The following is a 17824-nucleotide window of genomic DNA, read 5'->3' as shown; positions in this document are numbered from 1 at the left end:
GCCCGGCGCGTGGACCCTATGCCGGCGGCCCGAAATGCGGGGCGACAATGGCTTGTCGGACGTCGGGCAAGTCTCTAGCCTGCCCAAAAACCAAAAAATGTGCACATGATGCCGGAGGCCCGAAATGCCCAATCAGATTGAAACCCGTCTTGCCGCGCTTGGCCTTACCCTGCCAGAGGCCCCGGCACCGGCGGCAAATTATGTGCCTTGGGTGATCACGGGCAACACGGTTTACGTTTCCGGCCAGATCTCGATGGGGCCAGAAGGGTTGATCCAAGGCAAATTGGGATCGGATCTGGATGTTGCTGCCGGGGCCGCTGCTGCCAAATCCTGTGCTCTTAGCCTGCTGGCGCAGGTCCGATCGGCCTGTGATGGCGATTTGATGCGGTTGAAGCGGGTGGTCAAGTTGACCGGATTTGTCAACTCCACGCCGGACTTCACCGACCAGCCCAAAGTGATCAACGGGGCGTCTGATGTCCTGGTCGAGATCCTGGGCGATGCCGGACGGCATGCGCGGTCTGCGGTGTCTGCTTCGTCCTTGCCCCTGGGGGTGGCCGTTGAAATCGAGGGGATATTTGAAATCTCATGAGCCTTCCTGACGCATTTCTGACCCGCCCGCTGGCCCATCGTGCATTGCACGACATGCGCGATGGCCGTCCCGAAAATTCGCGCGCTGCGATCCGCGCCGCCATCGCCGCCGGGGTCGGGATCGAAATCGACCTGCAACGTTCGGCTGACAATCAGGCGATGGTGTTTCACGATTACACCCTGGATCGTTTGACCGATGCCTCTGGCCCGGTCAACGAATTGCCCGCCGCAGATTTGCAGAGAATTTCGCTCACGGGCGGTGACGAATGCATTCCAACCTTGGAAGAGGTGCTTGAACTGGTTGCGGGGCAGGTGCCGCTGTTGATCGAGCTCAAGGATCAGGACGGCCAGATGGGGCCGGGTGTTGGCGCATTGGAAAGCGCCACGGCGCGTGCACTGGCGGATTACGAAGGGCCGGTTGCGGTCATGTCGTTTAATCCGCATTCCGTCGCCGAATTCGCGGTTCTGGCGCCGCAGATCGCCCGCGGTTTGACCACTGGCGGATTTGATCCGCAAGATTGGCCAAAGCTGGGCGAAAGCATCTGTGATCTTCTGCGGCCCATCCCGGATTTTGACCGCGTGGGCGCTTCTTTTATCAGTCACGATTTCCGCGACCTCAATGCGGCGCGGGTCTTGGCGCTGAAAGAGGCCGGTGTGCCGGTGCTTTGCTGGACCATCCGCACGTCCGCCGAGGAGGCAGCCGCACGTGAAGTCGCCGACAATGTGACGTTCGAGGGATATTTACCTTGAAGCTGGCCGCGCTCGCGCCAAATTTGGCAGGGCGGGACAGGTGATATGCGCGAAACTCAGATCGAAATTCAAACCCACGACACGATTGTCGATATTGGCGAGGCGCTTTGGGATGCCTGTGCTTGTCCGGAAACTGCGGATGGCGGGCGGCCTTTTGATCCCTTTACCACCTATCGGTTTCTGCATGCGTTGGAGGAAAGCGGATCGGTCGGGCGCGGCACCGGCTGGCAGCCGACCTATCTGACCGCGCGGCTGGGGGATCAGGTGGTGGCCTGTACGCCGCTCTATGCCAAGAGCCACAGCCAGGGCGAATATATTTTCGACCACAATTGGGCGCATGCCTATGAAAATGCCGGCGGTGAATATTACCCGAAACTCCAGATTGCCGTGCCGTTTACCCCCGCGACCGGGCGGCGGTTTCTGGCGCGTCCGGGGTTTGAAGAGATCGGCATATCGGCCTTGATCCAAGGGGCCATTCGTCTTGCGTCGAACAATCATCTGTCTTCGCTGCACATCACCTTTTGCACCGAAGAAGAGGCCAAAGCCGGGCAGGAAATCGGCCTGTTAACCCGGCAAAGCCAGCAATTTCACTGGTTGAACGACGGCTATGGCGATTTCGACGCCTTTCTTGCGGCGTTGTCGTCACGCAAGCGCAAGAATATCCGCAAGGAACGCCAGCGCGCACAGGGTTTTGGCGGCAGCATTCGCACCCTGACCGGCGATCAGATTGCGCCAGAGCATTGGGATGCCTTCTGGGTGTTTTATCAGGATACCGGGTCGCGAAAATGGGGCACGCCCTATCTGGCGCGCGCGTTTTTTGATATCGCGCATGAGGTGCTGCGCGACGACATCGCGCTGGTTCTGGCCGAACGCGACGGCGTGCCGGTGGCGGGCGCGCTGAATTTTATCGGACGGGACGTGTTGTTTGGCCGCTATTGGGGCTGCGTCGAAGATCACCCCTGTTTGCACTTCGAGGCCTGTTATTACCAAGCAATTGAATTTGCGATAAAACATCGTCTAAGCCGGGTCGAGGCAGGGGCGCAGGGGGAACATAAGCTGGCGCGCGGATATCTGCCGGTGCCCTGTCATTCACTGCATTGGGTGGCGGACAAGGGTTTTTCTGACGCAATTTCGAAATATCTTATCGCCGAGCGCGCGGCAATTGACGAAGACATCGAGATCCTGACCAGCTATGGTCCGTTCCGGCGTGACAACCAGGAGGAACAGCAATGAGCGAGAAACTTTCCGACACCGGGCGAAAGACCATGCTCGACCCATTGATCGCTGTCGGCTGGGCGCTGGACGCGGAACGCGATGCGATCAGCAAGCGCTATGATTTCAAAGACTTCATCACGGCTTTTGGCTGGATGACGCAGGTGGCGATCTATGCTGAAAAGTGGAACCATCACCCGGAATGGCGCAATGTCTACAAGACCGTCAATGTCACATTGACCACCCATGATTTGGGCGGGCTGAGCACGGCGGATGTGAAGTTGGCCCGCAAAATGGAACAATTGGCAGAGCCGCTGCCAAAACCGGAATAGGGCGCGCGCCGATGGTGCTGCGCGCGCGCCCCATGTCTAAAAGGTCTCAGACCTCGGCGAGCAGCGCCTCACCAGAGCTGATTTCGCAGGTGCCAGGCGAGGCTTCTTCGTTCAGAACCTTCACAACCCCATCTTCGACCAACAGCGCATAGCGCTTGGACCGGCCATGCAGCCCGGCGGGCGGGGCATCAAAATCCATGCCGATCGACTTGGTAAAGCTGCCATCGGCATCGCCAAGGAATGTAAGGCCGGCCTCGGTTGCGCCGGTGGCTTCGCCCCAGGCCTGCATCACGAAGGGGTCATTGACCGACACACAGATGATTTCATCCACGCCTTTGCCGTCAAACGCGGCCTTGTTGCGGATGAAGCTGGGCACATGCGCGGTGCTGCAGGTGCCGGTATAGGCGCCGGGCAGACCAAACAGCACAACCTTGCGGCCCGCCAGTTTCGGGCTCAATTCCACCGCTTCGGGGCCTTCGCCGCCCATTTGCAGCAAAGTTGCCTGGGGCAGGGTGTCGCCAACTGAAATCGTCATGTCAAAACTTCCTATTGGATTTGCGTTTCCTTGAACCAGCGATATAGGGTCTGGCCATGCAGAGGCCAGCGGGAATTTCGATCCGCATGACCGGGAGGATAGAATTTGAAACATTTCATCATCATTGGCGGCGGACAGGCCGGGGCGTCACTGGTGGCCAAGCTGCGCAAGGATGGATTTGACGGCGCGATCACGCTGATCGGTGCTGAATCTGTGCCACCATATGAGCGGCCACCATTGTCCAAGGCGTATTTGCTGGGTGAAATGGCGCAAGAGCGGCTCTATCTGCGGCCGGAACATTTTTATGGTGATCAGGATATCACATTGCGGCTGGGCGCGACGGTGACCGGGATCGACCGCGCGGCACAGACTGTGTCTCTGGGGGATGAGGTGTTGGCCTATGACGCGCTGGCGCTGTGCACCGGGTCACATCCGCGGCGCTTGCCGGCGGCCATTGGCGGTGATCTGGAAAACGTCTTTGTGGTGCGCACCCTGGCCGATGTCGACGCGATGGAACCATGTGTGCGCGACGGCGCGCGGGCCTTGATCGTCGGCGGCGGCTATATCGGGCTCGAGGCGGCGGCGGTCGCGGCCAAGAAAGGGATGCAGGTCACGCTGGTGGAAATGGGCGACCGGATCCTGCAACGGGTTGCGGCACCGGAGACATCGGATTTTTTCCGCAAACTGCACAGCGATCATGGCGTCGACATTCGCGAAGGTGTCGGCCTGGACCGGCTGTTGGGGACGGGCAAGGTCAGCGGCGCACGGCTGAGCGATGGCAGTGAAATTGACGTCGATATGGTCGTGGCGGGTGTCGGCATCGTGCCCGCCACCGAACTGGCCGAAGCGGCGGGGCTGGTGATCGACAACGGTATTCATACCGATACATATGGCCAAACCAGCGATCCGCATATCTGGGCGGCGGGTGATTGCACATCTTTCCCCTATCGCGGCGGCCGTATCCGGCTGGAAAGCGTGCCAAACGCGATTGATCAGGCCGAGGTCGTGGCGCAAAACATGATGGGCGGGACGGTCGAATATGTTGCCAAGCCGTGGTTCTGGTCCGATCAATATGAGTGCAAGCTGCAAATCGCCGGGCTGAACCGGGGTTATGATCATGTGGAAACCCGCCATGGCGAGGACGGGCGCCTGTCGTTCTGGTACTTCCATGGCGATGAATTGGTTGCGGTGGATGCCCTGAACGACGCGCGCGGCTATATGGTCGCCAAGCGGTTGATTGAGGCTGGCAAAACCGTCACCCGTGCACAGGTGCATACACCTGATGCCGATATGAAAAAGCTGCTGCGCGGCTGATGCGGATCATTGCAGGGACACATCGGGGCCGGGCGCTGACACCGGTGGGCAAGGGCGATGTCGGCGCGCATTTGCGCCCGACCACGGACCGGGTGCGCGAAAGCCTGTTTTCGATGCTGGGCGGCGGGCGTTTTGGCGCGCCGTTTGACGACACCCGTGTGCTGGATCTTTTTGCGGGCACTGGCGCGCTGGGGCTGGAGGCGCTGTCGCGCGGCGCGGCGCATGTCACCTTTGTGGATGATGGCCGCAAGGCCCAGAAGCTGATCCGCAGCAATATCGCCCTGTTGCGGGAAGAGGCGCAGACGACGCTGATCACCCGTGATGCCACCCGTCTGCCGCCCAATGAGGGCGCGGCGTTTGATCTGGTGTTTCTTGACCCGCCTTATGGCAAGGGGATGGGCGAGCGGGCGCTTCTGGCGGCGCGCACCGGCGGCTGGATTGCCGAGGATGCACTGATCGTTTGGGAAGAAAACGCAAGCCAACACGCGCCCGAGGGGCTCACCCTGCTGGAGACGCGGCGTTATGGCGACACTCATGTCAACCTTTTGGAGCCTTTAGGCTAAAACCGTTGTGGCATTGCGGTGACAGGTCGCAAATAATGTGCTATGCGTGATCCATACATGCGGCCATTCCAACGACGGCAACGTCCCAGGCACAGTATGCCACGGCATCGGATCGCAAAGCACGGGCCGCATTCCCTGCGGTTTTCGCGATTCAGGTGCCGTGGGCTTTGCCGCTGGTGCCCCTTTGGAAAGACCAAATCGTATCTGGCCCCGGTACATGTGCCGGTCTCAAATCTCGCTATAGTGGCCCCGACCCGGTTTGCCCCGGCTTGACGCTGGATGCGGCGGCTATGTCCGGTGATAGGGCGCACCGGCAAGGATCGACGCCGCACGGTAAAGCTGTTCTGTCAACATCACCCGGACGAGCATATGCGGCCAGACCATTTTGCCAAATGACAGGGCCAGATCACATTCGCGGCGCAGATCCGGAGCGATGCCATCCGCCCCGCCAATGATCAACGCCAGATCGCCCCGCCCATCGTCGCGAAACCGCGCCAGGGTGTTGGCAAAATCCGGGGAAGACATCAGCTTGCCCCGCTCGTCCAGCGCGATGCGCACCGCCCCCTGCGGTAGGGCACGCCGCAGCAAACCGGCCTCGGCTGTCATGCCGCCGCCTTTGCGATCTTCGACCTCGTGCAACGACAAAGGGCCAAGCCCAAGGGCCCGGCCCGTTCTATCGAAGCGGGTGGTATAGTCGTCGATCAGCGTCTTTTCCGGGCCCGTCCGAAGACGGCCAACAGCGCAAACATGAACGCGCATCAAACTGGATCAGTCACGGGGCGGTTCAGTTCCGAACCGGGGTCCGTTTGGCGGCCTCATCCGTGGGCAACCACATCTTTTCCAGCTGATAGAATTCGCGCACCTCGGGACGGAAGATGTGAACAATCACATCGCCGGTGTCGATCAGGACCCAATCGCCGGTATCCTTGCCTTCGGTTTTGGCCAGCCGACCGAAATCGGATTTCAGCGTATCAACCAGCTTTTCCGACATCGCCGCAACCTGGCGCGATGACCGACCGGAACAGATCACCATGTAGTCACCCATGGCGGTTTTGCCGCGCAGATCAATCTGCACGATTTCCTCGGCTTTGCCGTCAGAAAGAGAAGAAAGGATATGCGCAAGCAGCTCTTCGCTGGAAACTTCCGCGTGTTGGCCCGTCTGCTGACCCGTCTGAGGGGCGCCTTGAACGGCAGGGCGTGCCGCTTCAATGGTGGGAGTCAGGACAATGTCCTCCTTGCTGTCGCGCCGCAATGCCCGGGCGCAGGGCGTACCTCAAGATAGCAAGCCAAGTGTCACATTTCAATGAAGCCCTGTTCAGGAGTGCGATATGTCGCTGTCTGTTGCCGGATGCGCCCCATCTTTCAGCATGCGGACCTCGCGCTGGGGGAAGGGAATCGAAATATCGTGTTCCTTGAATGTATCCCAGAGCGCCAGGTAAACATTGCCCCGGATATTGGTCAGCCCGCCGGTGGGATCGCTGATCCAGAAGCGCAGGATATAATCCACCGAACTGTCGCCAAAGCCGACGATGTGGCAGACCGGTGTCTTGGGATGCTCCAGCACCCGTTCGACCCCCGCCGCCGCCGCAATCGCCAATTTACGCACCAGATGCGGGTCATCGCCGTATGCGGTGCCGAAAAAGATGTCGAGCCGGACAAAATCCGACGAATGCGACCAATTCACCACCTGACCGGTAATCAGATCTTCGTTCGGGATCAGATATTCGCGGCCATCGCGGGTGACGACGCTGACGTAGCGCGCGCCAAGGCTGTTGATCCAGCCGAATGTTTCGCCCAGGCTGATGACATCGCCGGGCTTGATCGACTTGTCGAGCAGGATGATGATGCCGGACACCAGATTCGACACCACCTTTTGCAGGCCAAAGCCCAGCCCGACACCAATCGCGCCCGACAACACCGCCAACCCGGTGAGATCGACGCCGACAAGGTTCAAGCCCAGGAAAAACGCCGCGCCATAGAGCAGAACCTGCAGGAATTTCACCGCCAGCACCTGCATCGAGGGCGAGATGTCTTCGTTACGGCGAATGCGGGCAGTGCTGACAGTGGCGACAAACCGGGCGGCGGCGATCAGCACCGCCAACATGACCAGCGCCTGAACCACCAACCAGGCAGAGAGCCGGGTGTCCCCCATCGACACCGCGATGCTTTCCAGCAGCGTCTGCGAGGTTTCGGTCAACCCGAGGATCGACAGCGTGACCCAGATCCAGGCGCCATAGCGCACCGTGCTGCGCACCAATGGATTGTCGATCAGCCGGGTGGCAAAGACCACAAACAGCCAGGCCGTCGCCAGATTGGCAAGTATTCCAAGCAGATAGGACCGCGACGGCCAGGTCAGCTCGCGCATGATCAAAACGGCGATCCACATGATGATGACATAGATGATCATGCGCAATCGGCGGTGCACCATCACCAGAAAACGCATACGCCACCGTGGCCAGCCTTCGCGTGCGCGCATCCAGTCATGCAATCGCGGGCGGGCCACATGCCCCAGGGCCCAGGCCAGGCCAAAAAGGCCCAGCGCAATGCCGATCTGATAGAGGTTCCATGGCCGCATCAGCATGTTGAGATAGAACTCTCCCCAGGCCACCGCATTGGTCAGGAAGGTCTGAATCAATTCCAACGGTGTTGCGGCGGGAGAGTCGGGGTTCATGCGGCGTCCTGCGTGGTTGTGGGGTCAACCTTGCCCTGTTCTTGTTGTTTCGACAAGCGGTTGGATCATCCCGTGGGGCAGGGGGCTTGCGCCAATGTGCCCGTGGTGCGGTGGGCCCGTGTCACGTCGGCGGCTGTCAGTCCCTTGATCAATGGCACAAAGCTGCGGCCGCCATCCAGGCTGAGATCCGCAGACACCGGGGCATTTGGCGCTGGACCTGTGCCGACGGCACATCCGGTCAATTGCAGGGTAATACTGCCAGTGGTGGCATCGGGCGCTTCGGCTTTCCAGGCTTGGACCATCGTCTGAACCGCGCGCAAATCTGCGGCATCCCGGTTTGACAATCTCCAGACCTCACCATCGGAGACAAAGGCATAACGCGCCTCACGCTGCGCGCCAATGTCAGACCGTTCCGCCCGCACCACAAGTGTCGCGCCATCTGGCGGGATTTGTAGCCCGTCGGGCAGGTGCAGTCGCGCGGCAAAATCTGCCGGATCGGTCGTCATCGGGTTCAGCTGGGCCAATCGTGCCATGGCAACAGGATTGACCGAGCTGCATCCGACACATGTCAGCGCGGCGCAAAGCATCACAACGGTACGCAAGGCCAGAGCGCGTGGCCAGAAAGGGCGTAGGGGGAGGGGCACGGAATATCCTTTTTATCGAGCATAATTTATCGTATAACAATAAAAAATGATTCGGAAAGGAGAATTCAATGCGTGATCACAATAGACTGCGTCGCTGGGCCGGCGGCCTGCATGTGTTGGCCATTCTGGCGATGGTGCTGTTGGCCGTCGTGGTGGCCCTCGGGCTGTTTCTGGTCGAGCTGTCCGACGAGCTTCGGTTGGCGGCGGGACTTGATCCGGCGTTGGTGCTGGACGGATCCCGTGGGTTTTGGGTGCGGCTGGCCGGTATCATCCCGCTGGCGGCGCTGTTTTACGTGTTGTTCCAGATGGCGGCATTGTTCCGGCGTTACGCCGCGGGCGAGTTTCTGACCGATCGCTGCGCAGACCATATCTTGCGGATCGGCGTGGGGCTTCTGGTGGCGGTGGTCCTCGACATGCTCTGCCGTCCGCTTCAGATCCTGTTGGCCAGTCTGGCCAATCCACCCGGACAGCGGGTTCTGGCGCTGTCGCTTGAGGGGGCGGATCTTGGGCAGGTGCTGGCCGGTGGTCTGATGATCGTGATTGGCTGGACAATGCATGATGCGGCCCGCGCCGCCGAAGAAAACCGGGGATTTGTCTGATGCAGATCGTGGTGCGTTTGGATGTCATGCTGGCGTTGCGCAAAATGCGGTCGCGCGAATTGGCCGAACATGTCGGGATCACAGAGCAGAACATTTCGCTTTTGAAATCCGGCAAGGTCAAGGGGATCAGATTTGAAACCCTGGCCCGGATTTGCGAAGCGCTGGATTGTCAGCCCGGCGATCTGTTCGAAGCGGTCGAAGACGCGGGCGATCAAAGCGCCGGTTCGGCCCGCTGATCAAAAGCGGTTTTACCGTATGCCGGGCTTGGAGGATTCGATCAGCCGCCACAGGCCGTCGTCGGAAAACCCGGTCCGGGATGGCGTCATGCCACCCTGTACGGATTGCACGGTAAAGGCGGCGGTCAAAACCGCCGCACACAGCCCGACATAAATCAAACTCAGCTTACTCATACCCAACAATCTGGTCCAAGGCGCGCGGGCCGCAAGAGCGACTGCATCACGATTTTCCGGAAATCATCACCAAGGCTTGCAGGAATCTCTACCAGCCTGTAAATCGCGAGCTATGCAAATGCTGACAGATATTCAAGACCGTGCCCGCCTTCGCGAGCGGTTCTTTGGTGCGACACTTACGGTGCTCGCCCGGGCTTGAGCGAACTTTTGCCAATCCGCCCCTTTAAATGATGAACAATTGAACGGGAAAGGACCAGCCATGTCCCCCAAAACGCTCTATGACAAGATCTGGGATGCGCATCTTGCGCATGAAGCCGAAGACGGCACAGCCCTGCTCTATATCGACCGCCATCTGGTACACGAAGTGACCAGCCCGCAGGCCTTTGAAGGTTTGCGGATGGCGAACCGCCCGGTGCATGCGCCGGACAAGACAATTGCCGTGCCGGACCACAACGTGCCGACAACCGAAGATCGGGTGAACGGCATCGACAACGAAGAAAGCCGTATCCAGGTGGATGCGCTGGACAAGAATGCCAAGGATTTCGGCATTCACTATTACCCCGTCAGCGACGTCCGTCAGGGCATCGTGCATATCGTTGGCCCGGAACAGGGCTGGACGCTGCCCGGCATGACCGTGGTCTGTGGCGACAGCCACACCGCGACCCATGGTGCATTCGGTGCGCTGGCGCATGGCATCGGCACCTCCGAGGTGGAGCATGTTCTGGCGACGCAAACGCTGATCCAGAAGAAATCCAAGAACATGAAGGTCGAAATCACCGGCAAATTGCGCCCCGGTGTCACGGCCAAGGACATCACGCTTTCGGTGATCGGGGAAACCGGCACTGCGGGCGGCACGGGCTATGTCATCGAATATTGCGGCGAAGCGATCCGCGATCTGTCGATGGAAGGCCGGATGACCGTCTGTAACATGGCGATTGAGGGCGGCGCGCGCGCGGGCCTTATTGCGCCGGACGATGTGACCTATGACTATGTCAAAGGCCGGCCCCATGCCCCGAAAGGCGCGCAATGGGAAGCGGCGCTGACCTGGTGGAAGACGCTTTATTCCGATGATGACGCGCATTGGGACAAGGTGATCACCATCAAAGGCGAAGACATCGCGCCCGTCGTGACCTGGGGCACCTCGCCAGAGGATGTTCTGCCGATCACGGCATCGGTGCCCGCGCCCGAAGATTTCAAAGGCGGCAAGGTCGATGCGGCCAAGCGGGCGCTGGATTACATGGGCCTGACACCGGGTCAGGCGCTGAGCGAGATCGAAATCGACACCGTGTTCATCGGGTCGTGCACCAATGGCCGGATCGAGGATCTGCGCGCAGCTGCCGCGATCCTGAAAGGCAAGAAGATCAAGGACGGGATGCGGGCGATGGTTGTGCCCGGCTCTGGTCTGGTGCGGGCGCAGGCCGAAGAAGAAGGTCTGGCGGACATCTTCAAAGAGGCCGGTTTTGAATGGCGCATGGCCGGATGTTCCATGTGTCTGGCAATGAACCCCGATCAGCTGTCCGAGGGCGAGCGCTGTGCCTCGACCTCGAACCGCAACTTCGAGGGGCGTCAGGGCTTCAAGGGCCGCACCCATCTGGTGTCGCCGGCGATGGCGGCGGCCGCGGCTGTGACCGGCCACCTGACTGACGTGCGCGAGATGATGTAACCGAACCGCTCCTCCGCCTTTGCAGGCGTCTTCGCGAAGACGGCCCGCAAGGGCGGAAGAGCCTTCGGCCAAAAGGACAAAACCGATGGAAAAATTCCAAAAACTCACTGGCACCGCAGCGCCGATGCCGCTGGTCAATATCGACACCGATATGATCATCCCCAAGGTGTTTCTGAAATCCATTCAGCGCACCGGGTTCGGCAAGAACCTGTTTGATGAAATGCGTTACAACCGCGACGGCAGCGAAATTCCGGATTTCGTGCTGAACAAACCGCAGTATCGCAACGCCGAGATCATTGTGGCGGGCGATAACTTTGGCTGTGGATCGTCGCGCGAACACGCGCCTTGGGCGCTGAAGGATTTCGGCATCAAATGCGTGATCTCCACCTCCTTTGCCGACATCTTCTATAACAACTGCTTCAAGAACGGCATTCTGCCCATCGTTCTGCCGCAGGAAGATGTCGACAAGCTGATGGATGACGCCAACCGCGGCGCCAATGCCACCCTGACCGTGGATCTGGAAAACCAGACCATCCAGGGCCCGGATGGCGGCTCGATCGCGTTTGAGGTTGATGCCTTTAAAAAGCACTGCCTGATCGAAGGTCTGGACGATATCGACCTGACGCTGGCCAAAAAGGCGTCGATTGATACGTTCGAGGCCGAAGCGGCACAGGCACGGCCCTGGGTCTGATACTAGGGGCATTCCCCCGGGACATGTGATTGGGGTTTGACCCCGAGCGACATTAGACAATGAAAACGGCGCGAAGCTTCTTCGCGCCGTTTTTCACGTTCGGATCATGGTTAACGTCATTTGGCCGGATTTCCCGCCCAATAGTGATTGCCGCAACCCCAGCCCCCATATCTGGTGTGCGCTGTTTTCATTGACATTTTTTAGACACCTGAATGATGCATTCCGGCACCACCACCCCCATGAAATGGCCCAAATGGTTTCGTTAACGTTAAGAGGCGGTTGAGCTGCTGGCCAAAAAGGGGCAACAATTGGGCAAGAATAAGGCAGGCCGCAAATCCCAAGCGGCATCTAATAGGCACAAGGGCACGGCATTGTACCGCGCTCGGCCGAGTTGAGGGGAACGGGCAGTGATTTCTCGCATTTTCGGTGCGGCTTTTCGTGCTATGCTGGTGTTCAGCATGGTGGTTTTGCCTGCGCTGATGCTAGGACCAAACGGAGCGGACGGCGCGCAGATCTCGGTTCTGGTCGCGCTTCTGGCTGCGATTTTTGTCTTTGCGGAATATGCGTCGTCTTATCCTAGCGTTGTCGAATTTCGCCACGCCCCGCCGTTCAATCGGATGCGGTTTGTCATGCTGTTTCTGATGGTGATCTGTATGACAGTCATCAGCCAGTCCAACGAAACCTCCGGGGTTTTGGACGGAGTCGTGCTGCGTGGGGCTTCGGCCATGGGGCGGCTGCTGGATCTGCCCTATTCACCGGTGCGGATTTTTGTCCTTGGATTGCCGGCGGATGCCAGTCTGGATTTGTTGCAGCGCGCCCGTGATGGCGCGGCGCTGGTTTATGCGCTGTCGTTGACGGCGTTGGGCACATTTGTGCTCTTGGTGCATGGCTATGATTGGCCGTCGCGCAATGGGGCCTTCAATGTTTGGGTCAACCTGCCGCTGTTTGATCCGACCACCGGTGGCGATGTCCTGCCGCGACTGCGGCGTGATGGATACCTGAATATCGCAGCCGGGGTTGTTCTGCCTTTCTTGATCCCGGCCTTTATCCGGGTGGCTGCCGGGGTGTTTGATGCCTTTACTCTGTTTGACACCCAGGCCTTTGTATGGACGATGGTGGCATGGGCCTTTATTCCCGCCAGCATGATCATGCGCGGCATCGCGATGAGCCGCGTTGCCGATCTGATCGAGGAAAAGCGCCGTCGCGCTTATGCCCGCGCCCAGCACGCTGGCTGATCTTTCTGTTCTCTGTTTGGGTCGGGGCGGCGCAGGCCGATCCTTTGCGCATTGCAACCTGGCATGTCGAGCTGAGCCGCGATGGCCCCGGTCTGCTCTATCGTGATATTCTGAAAGGTCAGGATCCGCAGATTGCCGCCGTCGTGGCGATTTTGGCGGAAATGCAGCCGGATATCCTGTTTCTAAGCGACATAGACCATGATGTGACCCTCGCGGCGTTGACCGCATTGCGGGACCGGGTCAGCGACGCGGGTCTGCTGTATTCGTATCTCTATGCGCCGGTGCAAAATTCAGGCCGCGCATCCGGGGTGGATCTGGATGGTGATGGCCGGTTGGGCACGGCAGAGGATGCCTTGGGGTTCGGGTTTTTCACCGGGTTTGGCGGGATTGCCCTGCTGTCGCGATATCCGATTGATGTGGCGGGGGCCCGGGATTTTTCAAAGCTCCTGTGGCGTGATCTGCCCGGCAATCTGATTGCGGGGGCTGAGGTGCCCAAGGATGCGCAGGCGGTTTTGCCGTTGTCGAGCACCGCACATTGGGTGGTGCCGGTGGATACGCCACAGGCGCGGCTGCATGTCATGGCGTTTTCCGCCACGCCGCCGGTGTTCGATGGCCCCGAGGACCGAAATGGCCGTCGCAACCATGACGAGGTGATGTTCTGGCGGCATTATCTGGACGGGGCATTTGGGCCGCCGCCGGGTGGGGCTTTTGTGTTGATGGGCAACGCCAATCTGGACCCGGCAGATGGCGAGGGCCGCCACGAGGCGATCCGCCGTCTTCTGGATGATCCCCGGCTTCAGGATACTTTGCCGATGGATGCCGCCGCGACGGCAGAGGCCAACCCGGAGCAACGCGGAAATCCGGCGCTGGACACCGCCAATTGGGGGGATCCGACGCCGGGGAACCTGCGGGTGGATTATGTCCTGCCTGCTGCCGGGCTTGCGGTGCTGGACAGCGGCACTATTTGGCCGGCGCCGGGCTCGCTTGCGGCAGAGGCAAGCCGCCATGCGCTTGTCTGGGTTGATCTTGATTGGCCGCCGGGTCCGTGACCAGGGTGTTGACCGGATGGCTGGCTGCAAGAGCCTCGTGCAGGGGGGTCGGGGTGAAATTCGGCAACCATGTCTCCAGCGGGCTGGGGTCCAGCCAGTGTGGCATGCTCCACAGATAGCGCATTTCCACCAGATGCCGGCCCAAAGGCCAGACCAATGATGCCAAACGGAATGGCCACCAGGCCATGCGCCGTGCCTTGATCTGCCGTCCTGTGACATCGCTTAACGCGGTGGCCAATTGGCGTCCGGTCAGGGTCATTCCCGCGACGGGCAGGGCGATTTGCTTTGGAAGGTCGGTCCGGTCCAGCAATTGCACCCCGGCCCGCGCCACATCCGGCAGGAAGGCCCAGGCATGTGGCGCGTCCAGATCGCCGGGGTATGCGATGCGGCCCTTGGCCAGCTTGCCGGCAATCAATGTGTCAAACCAACGGTTGCCGGAACTTGTGCCAAGAAAATCCCCGGCACGCAAAATCAGAAACGACACGCCGGAGGTGCGATAGGCCTCTTCCATTTCTATGCGGGACCGGCCCAGCGTGTTGGTGGCGCGCATTGGCGTGGATTCGGTCAGGGCAGGGGCGCTGCCCGCGCCGTATCCATAGATGCTGCCGGCAATCACGATGCGTGCGCCGTTTGCCTTGGCGGCGGCGATCACCTTTTGGGTCAGGATCGGAACCTGCGCCGCTTGATGTTCATAGGATGGGTTCCAGCCATTGACGATGATGTCCACGCCCTGTGCGGCGGTGGCCAGATCATCGGTCTTGCGGTCAAACTGGCGCACACGCCAGCCGGCATTCCAAAGGGCCTCGGCCATTGCGCCGCCAAATCCGCCGGTCGCACCAAGAATGAGGGCCGTTCGTGTCATCTGCTGTCTCCTGTGGGGGGTCATCTGTGGGTAAGCGCAATCTGACGCAAAGGTGGATGCATGCGAATTGCCTAAATTCGACGGTGTGGTATGCGTAAATGAATGGATAATGCACTCACCCGACTCGACTGGTCCCTGATCGAGGCTTTCCTTGCGGTGGCCGAAACCGGGTCCCTTTCTGCGGCTGCCAGACATCTGGGCAGCAGCCAGCCGACGCTGGGGCGGCAGGTGCGCCAGATCGAAGACCAACTGGGGCTGGTGCTGTTTGATCGCCAGCCGCGCGGGCTCAAACTGTCGGAAAGCGGGCTTGGGTTGCTGGAACCGGCGCGCAGCATGCGCGATGCGGCGCGGCGGATCGAACTGGCGGCGGCGGGGCAGGCCAGCGATCTGAGCGGAACGGTGCGGATTACCGCCAGCGTGTTCACCGCCCATCATCTTTTGCCGCCGATCATTGCCGGGGTGCGCCGGGATTATCCCGAAATCCAGATTGATTTGATGCCGACGGATGTCAGTGAAAACCTGTTGTTCCGCGAGGCCGATATCGCGGTGCGGATGCACCGGTCAGAGCAACTGGACATCGTGACCCGTCATTTGGGGGATATCAAACTGGGGGTTTATGCCGCGCGGGCCTACCTTGATCGGGTGGGGCGCCCGCAGGATGCCGAGGCGCTGCGCCAGCTTGATTTTGTCGGGTATGACCGCAGCGAGCTGATCCTGCGCGGCATGCGCAGCGTCGGGTGGGAAGTGACGCGAGACTGGTTCGCCACCCGCTGTGATCACCATGCGGTTTATTACGAATTGGTGCGGGCGGGATGTGGTGTCGGGTTCGCGCAATGCCATGTGGCTGATGCCGATCCGACGCTGGAACACCTGGTGTCGGATTTTCCGCTGCCGGGGTTGCCGATCTGGCTGGCGGCGCATCAATCGCTGCGCCGTTCGCCGCGTGTTTCGCTGATCTGGGACCGTCTGGCAACCGGGTTGATGCCCTTCGTTTCTTGACCCTCCTGCCGGTATTGGCTAGGCGATGCGGAACGCATATCGGAACCAGATCTGACAAAGGAATACGCTCATGACCACGCCTTCGCTTCTTATCCTGCCCGGTGACGGAATCGGCCCCGAGGTCATGGCGCAGGTGCGGCGCATTATCGACTGGTACGGCGACAAGCGCGGGCTGAAATTCGACGTCAGCGAGGATCTGGTCGGCGGCTGCGCCTATGACAAGCACGGCACACCGCTGCATGACGACACAATGGCCAAAGCGCAGGAGGTCGATGCCGTCCTGTTGGGTGCCGTGGGCGGCCCGAAATACGACAACCTTGATTTCAGCGTCAAACCGGAACGTGGCCTGCTGCGTCTGCGCAAGGAAATGGACCTGTTCTCCAACCTGCGCCCGGCCCAGTGTTTTGATGCGCTCGCCGATTTCTCTTCGTTGAAGAAGGATGTTGTGGCGGGTCTCGACATCATGATCATCCGCGAACTGACATCGGGTGTGTATTTCGGTGAACCGCGCGGCATTTTCAACGAAGGCAACGAACGTGTGGGCATCAACACCCAGCGTTACACCGAATCCGAAATTGCCCGTGTGGCGCGGTCTGCGTTCGAATTGGCCCGCAAGCGCAACAACAAGGTCTGCTCGATGGAGAAGGCCAATGTGATGGAGAGCGGCATCCTCTGGCGCGATGTCGTGACCGAGGTGCATCAGGCGGAATATGCCGATGTCGAGCTGTCACATATGTACGCCGACGCCGGTGCAATGCAGCTGACCCGCTGGCCCAAGCAATTCGACGTCATCGTGACCGACAACCTGTTTGGCGATCTGCTGTCCGATCTGGCGGCCATGCTGACCGGGTCGTTGGGCATGTTGCCCTCGGCCTCGCTTGGTGCGCCAATGGCCAATGGCCGGCCCAAGGCACTGTATGAACCGGTCCATGGGTCCGCCCCGGACATCGCCGGCACAGGCAAGGCAAACCCGATCGCCTGTATCCTCAGCTTTGCGATGGCACTGCGCTACAGCTTTGACCAAGGGGCCGAGGCTGACCGTCTTGAAGCGGCGATTGAAACTGTGCTGGCCAATGGCATTCGCACCGCGGACCTGCTGCAGGCCGAGGGTGTGGAACCTGCCTCAACCGTTGAAGCGGGTGATGCGGTACTTGCCGCTCTTGACGCGTCGCTGTGATCTGAACGCTCGACGCTGAATTGCCGGTTGGGATAGGTTGATCCTGTCCCAACCACAAAGGTGCGTCATGTTTCGTTATTTTGTCTTCGCGTCTCTGTTGGCCTCTCCGGTATTGGCCAATGGGTATGAAATCGGCCAGGTTGTTGATTGGCCGCTGGAGAATATCCAGAAAAGCATCGCCGGCTTTCCGCTGATCCAGGAAGAAGGCCGACCGCAGACCTCTGTGGTTCTGCGTCGCGACAACAGCGGCAATATGATCGCGCAATTCGCCGAAACCGGCTTTGCCGACGATTCCGTGGAAGGCATGCGCCATACCTATACCCTGGAACCGCAGACGGATGGCCGGGTCAAGCTTCTGGACAGCATTGTCGAATACCGTTGCTATCGTGGTGAAACCCCGAAGAAATGGCAAACCGGGCTCTGTCCGTGACCGGATGCGGGTGATGTGGCGTAGCTGACTTGATCCCGGCGGGAAAATCGCAGTAACAGGGACTCAACCCCTTACAACTGCCCGCCATTGGCGGCCCACT

The 17824-nt window shown here is 60.1% G+C and carries 22 protein-coding genes; 15 read left to right on the top strand and 7 right to left on the bottom strand.

What is annotated here, in order from left to right; all coding sequences use genetic code 11:
* The first annotated feature begins 124 nt into the window (after positions 1 to 124).
* The 4 genes from Q4577_RS06600 to Q4577_RS06585 are packed head-to-tail and all read left to right on the top strand — an operon-like array spanning position 125 to position 2882.
* Positions 125 to 589 (top strand): RidA family protein, encoded by a 465-nt coding sequence (locus Q4577_RS06600; protein ID WP_303468911.1) that lies wholly within the window; start codon positions 125 to 127, stop codon positions 587 to 589.
* Positions 586 to 1338, top strand: a complete 753-nt coding sequence (locus Q4577_RS06595) for a glycerophosphodiester phosphodiesterase family protein (protein WP_303468910.1) — start codon at positions 586 to 588, stop codon at positions 1336 to 1338. Before Q4577_RS06600 ends, Q4577_RS06595 begins: the two co-directional genes overlap by 4 nt.
* A 45-nt stretch (positions 1339 to 1383) precedes the next feature.
* Positions 1384 to 2571 carry a GNAT family N-acetyltransferase gene (locus Q4577_RS06590; protein ID WP_303468909.1) on the top strand — a complete coding sequence of 396 codons (1188 nt, stop codon included), beginning with the start codon at positions 1384 to 1386 and terminating at the stop codon, positions 2569 to 2571.
* A complete protein-coding gene (locus tag Q4577_RS06585) occupies positions 2568 to 2882 on the top strand; it encodes a 4a-hydroxytetrahydrobiopterin dehydratase (RefSeq protein WP_244684262.1) in 315 nt (104 codons plus the stop codon). Before Q4577_RS06590 ends, Q4577_RS06585 begins: the two co-directional genes overlap by 4 nt.
* Positions 2883 to 2928: 46 nt before the next feature.
* On the opposite strand, the gene Q4577_RS06580 is transcribed toward Q4577_RS06585, so the two are convergent.
* Positions 2929 to 3417 (bottom strand): peroxiredoxin, encoded by a 489-nt coding sequence (locus Q4577_RS06580; protein WP_303468908.1) that lies wholly within the window; start codon positions 3415 to 3417, stop codon positions 2929 to 2931.
* A 105-nt stretch (positions 3418 to 3522) separates the two neighbouring features.
* Between Q4577_RS06580 and Q4577_RS06575 the strand changes: the two genes are divergently transcribed.
* Both Q4577_RS06575 and rsmD read left to right on the top strand, forming a co-directional pair.
* Positions 3523 to 4731 (top strand): NAD(P)/FAD-dependent oxidoreductase, encoded by a 1209-nt coding sequence (locus Q4577_RS06575; protein WP_303468906.1) that lies wholly within the window; start codon positions 3523 to 3525, stop codon positions 4729 to 4731.
* Entirely contained in the window at positions 4731 to 5294 is a 564-nt protein-coding gene (gene rsmD / locus Q4577_RS06570) for a 16S rRNA (guanine(966)-N(2))-methyltransferase RsmD (RefSeq protein WP_303468905.1), read from the top strand. The genes Q4577_RS06575 and rsmD overlap by 1 nt, the downstream gene beginning before the upstream one ends.
* 288 nt (positions 5295 to 5582) lie before the next feature.
* Here the strand turns inward: rsmD and rlmH are convergent, their stop codons facing one another.
* The 4 genes from rlmH to Q4577_RS06550 all read right to left on the bottom strand — a co-directional run bounded on the left by rlmH (position 5583) and on the right by Q4577_RS06550 (position 8609).
* A complete protein-coding gene (gene rlmH, locus Q4577_RS06565) occupies positions 5583 to 6053 on the bottom strand; it encodes a 23S rRNA (pseudouridine(1915)-N(3))-methyltransferase RlmH (RefSeq protein ID WP_303468904.1) in 471 nt (156 codons plus the stop codon).
* 25 nt (positions 6054 to 6078) lie between these two features.
* Positions 6079 to 6420 carry a ribosome silencing factor gene (rsfS, locus tag Q4577_RS06560; protein WP_336623647.1) on the bottom strand — a complete coding sequence of 114 codons (342 nt, stop codon included), beginning with the start codon at positions 6418 to 6420 and terminating at the stop codon, positions 6079 to 6081.
* 189 nt (positions 6421 to 6609) lie between these two features.
* Positions 6610 to 7965: a mechanosensitive ion channel family protein gene (locus Q4577_RS06555; RefSeq protein ID WP_303468903.1), complete on the bottom strand. Its 1356-nt coding sequence runs from the start codon at positions 7963 to 7965 to the stop codon at positions 6610 to 6612.
* A 65-nt stretch (positions 7966 to 8030) separates the two neighbouring features.
* Positions 8031 to 8609, bottom strand: a complete 579-nt coding sequence (locus tag Q4577_RS06550) for a hypothetical protein (protein ID WP_303468901.1) — start codon at positions 8607 to 8609, stop codon at positions 8031 to 8033.
* Positions 8610 to 8677: 68 nt separating this feature from the next.
* Here Q4577_RS06550 and Q4577_RS06545 point away from each other — a divergent pair, with 68 nt between their 5' ends.
* Together Q4577_RS06545 and Q4577_RS06540 are read left to right on the top strand one after the other, a co-directional pair.
* Positions 8678 to 9208 carry a DUF2975 domain-containing protein gene (locus Q4577_RS06545; RefSeq protein ID WP_303468899.1) on the top strand — a complete coding sequence of 177 codons (531 nt, stop codon included), beginning with the start codon at positions 8678 to 8680 and terminating at the stop codon, positions 9206 to 9208.
* Positions 9208 to 9444, top strand: a complete 237-nt coding sequence (locus tag Q4577_RS06540; protein ID WP_244684278.1) for a helix-turn-helix transcriptional regulator — start codon at positions 9208 to 9210, stop codon at positions 9442 to 9444. The genes Q4577_RS06545 and Q4577_RS06540 overlap by 1 nt, the downstream gene beginning before the upstream one ends.
* Positions 9445 to 9456: 12 nt before the next feature.
* Here Q4577_RS06540 and Q4577_RS06535 read toward each other — a convergent pair whose 3' ends face one another.
* Positions 9457 to 9618, bottom strand: a complete 162-nt coding sequence (locus Q4577_RS06535; protein WP_244684280.1) for a hypothetical protein — start codon at positions 9616 to 9618, stop codon at positions 9457 to 9459.
* A gap of 259 nt (positions 9619 to 9877) precedes the next feature.
* Between Q4577_RS06535 and leuC the strand changes: the two genes are divergently transcribed.
* The 4 genes from leuC (at position 9878) to Q4577_RS06515 (ending at position 14256) form a co-directional block, all read left to right on the top strand.
* Positions 9878 to 11281 (top strand): 3-isopropylmalate dehydratase large subunit, encoded by a 1404-nt coding sequence (gene leuC / locus Q4577_RS06530; RefSeq protein ID WP_244684282.1) that lies wholly within the window; start codon positions 9878 to 9880, stop codon positions 11279 to 11281.
* Positions 11282 to 11366: 85 nt separating this feature from the next.
* A complete protein-coding gene (leuD, locus tag Q4577_RS06525) occupies positions 11367 to 11972 on the top strand; it encodes a 3-isopropylmalate dehydratase small subunit (protein WP_244684284.1) in 606 nt (201 codons plus the stop codon).
* A gap of 407 nt (positions 11973 to 12379) precedes the next feature.
* Positions 12380 to 13207, top strand: a complete 828-nt coding sequence (locus tag Q4577_RS06520; protein WP_244684286.1) for a hypothetical protein — start codon at positions 12380 to 12382, stop codon at positions 13205 to 13207.
* A 44-nt stretch (positions 13208 to 13251) separates the two neighbouring features.
* A complete protein-coding gene (locus Q4577_RS06515) occupies positions 13252 to 14256 on the top strand; it encodes an endonuclease/exonuclease/phosphatase family protein (RefSeq protein WP_303468894.1) in 1005 nt (334 codons plus the stop codon).
* On the opposite strand, the gene Q4577_RS06510 is transcribed toward Q4577_RS06515, so the two are convergent.
* Positions 14168 to 15118 (bottom strand): NAD-dependent epimerase/dehydratase family protein, encoded by a 951-nt coding sequence (locus tag Q4577_RS06510; protein ID WP_303468893.1) that lies wholly within the window; start codon positions 15116 to 15118, stop codon positions 14168 to 14170. The two genes, Q4577_RS06515 and Q4577_RS06510, sit on opposite strands and share 89 nt — an antisense overlap.
* 102 nt (positions 15119 to 15220) lie before the next feature.
* On the opposite strand from Q4577_RS06510, the gene Q4577_RS06505 reads away from it, so the two are divergent.
* From Q4577_RS06505 to Q4577_RS06495, 3 genes are all read left to right on the top strand, one after another.
* Positions 15221 to 16117, top strand: coding sequence for a LysR family transcriptional regulator (locus Q4577_RS06505; protein ID WP_303468892.1), 897 nt, complete (start codon positions 15221 to 15223; stop codon positions 16115 to 16117).
* Between the two features lie 70 nt (positions 16118 to 16187).
* Positions 16188 to 17294, top strand: coding sequence for a 3-isopropylmalate dehydrogenase (leuB, locus tag Q4577_RS06500; protein WP_244684294.1), 1107 nt, complete (start codon positions 16188 to 16190; stop codon positions 17292 to 17294).
* A gap of 67 nt (positions 17295 to 17361) precedes the next feature.
* The gene (locus Q4577_RS06495; RefSeq protein WP_303468890.1) at positions 17362 to 17724 is read left to right on the top strand and encodes a hypothetical protein; all 363 of its coding nucleotides are present in this window, start codon (positions 17362 to 17364) and stop codon (positions 17722 to 17724) included.
* Positions 17725 to 17824: the final 100 nt, after the last annotated feature.

It is taken from the genome of Marinovum sp. 2_MG-2023, assembly GCF_030548265.1.
Lineage (GTDB): Bacteria > Pseudomonadota > Alphaproteobacteria > Rhodobacterales > Rhodobacteraceae > Marinovum.
Note: the sequence above shows the minus strand (reverse complement) of the source record. Positions and strands in the feature narration are given on the sequence as shown.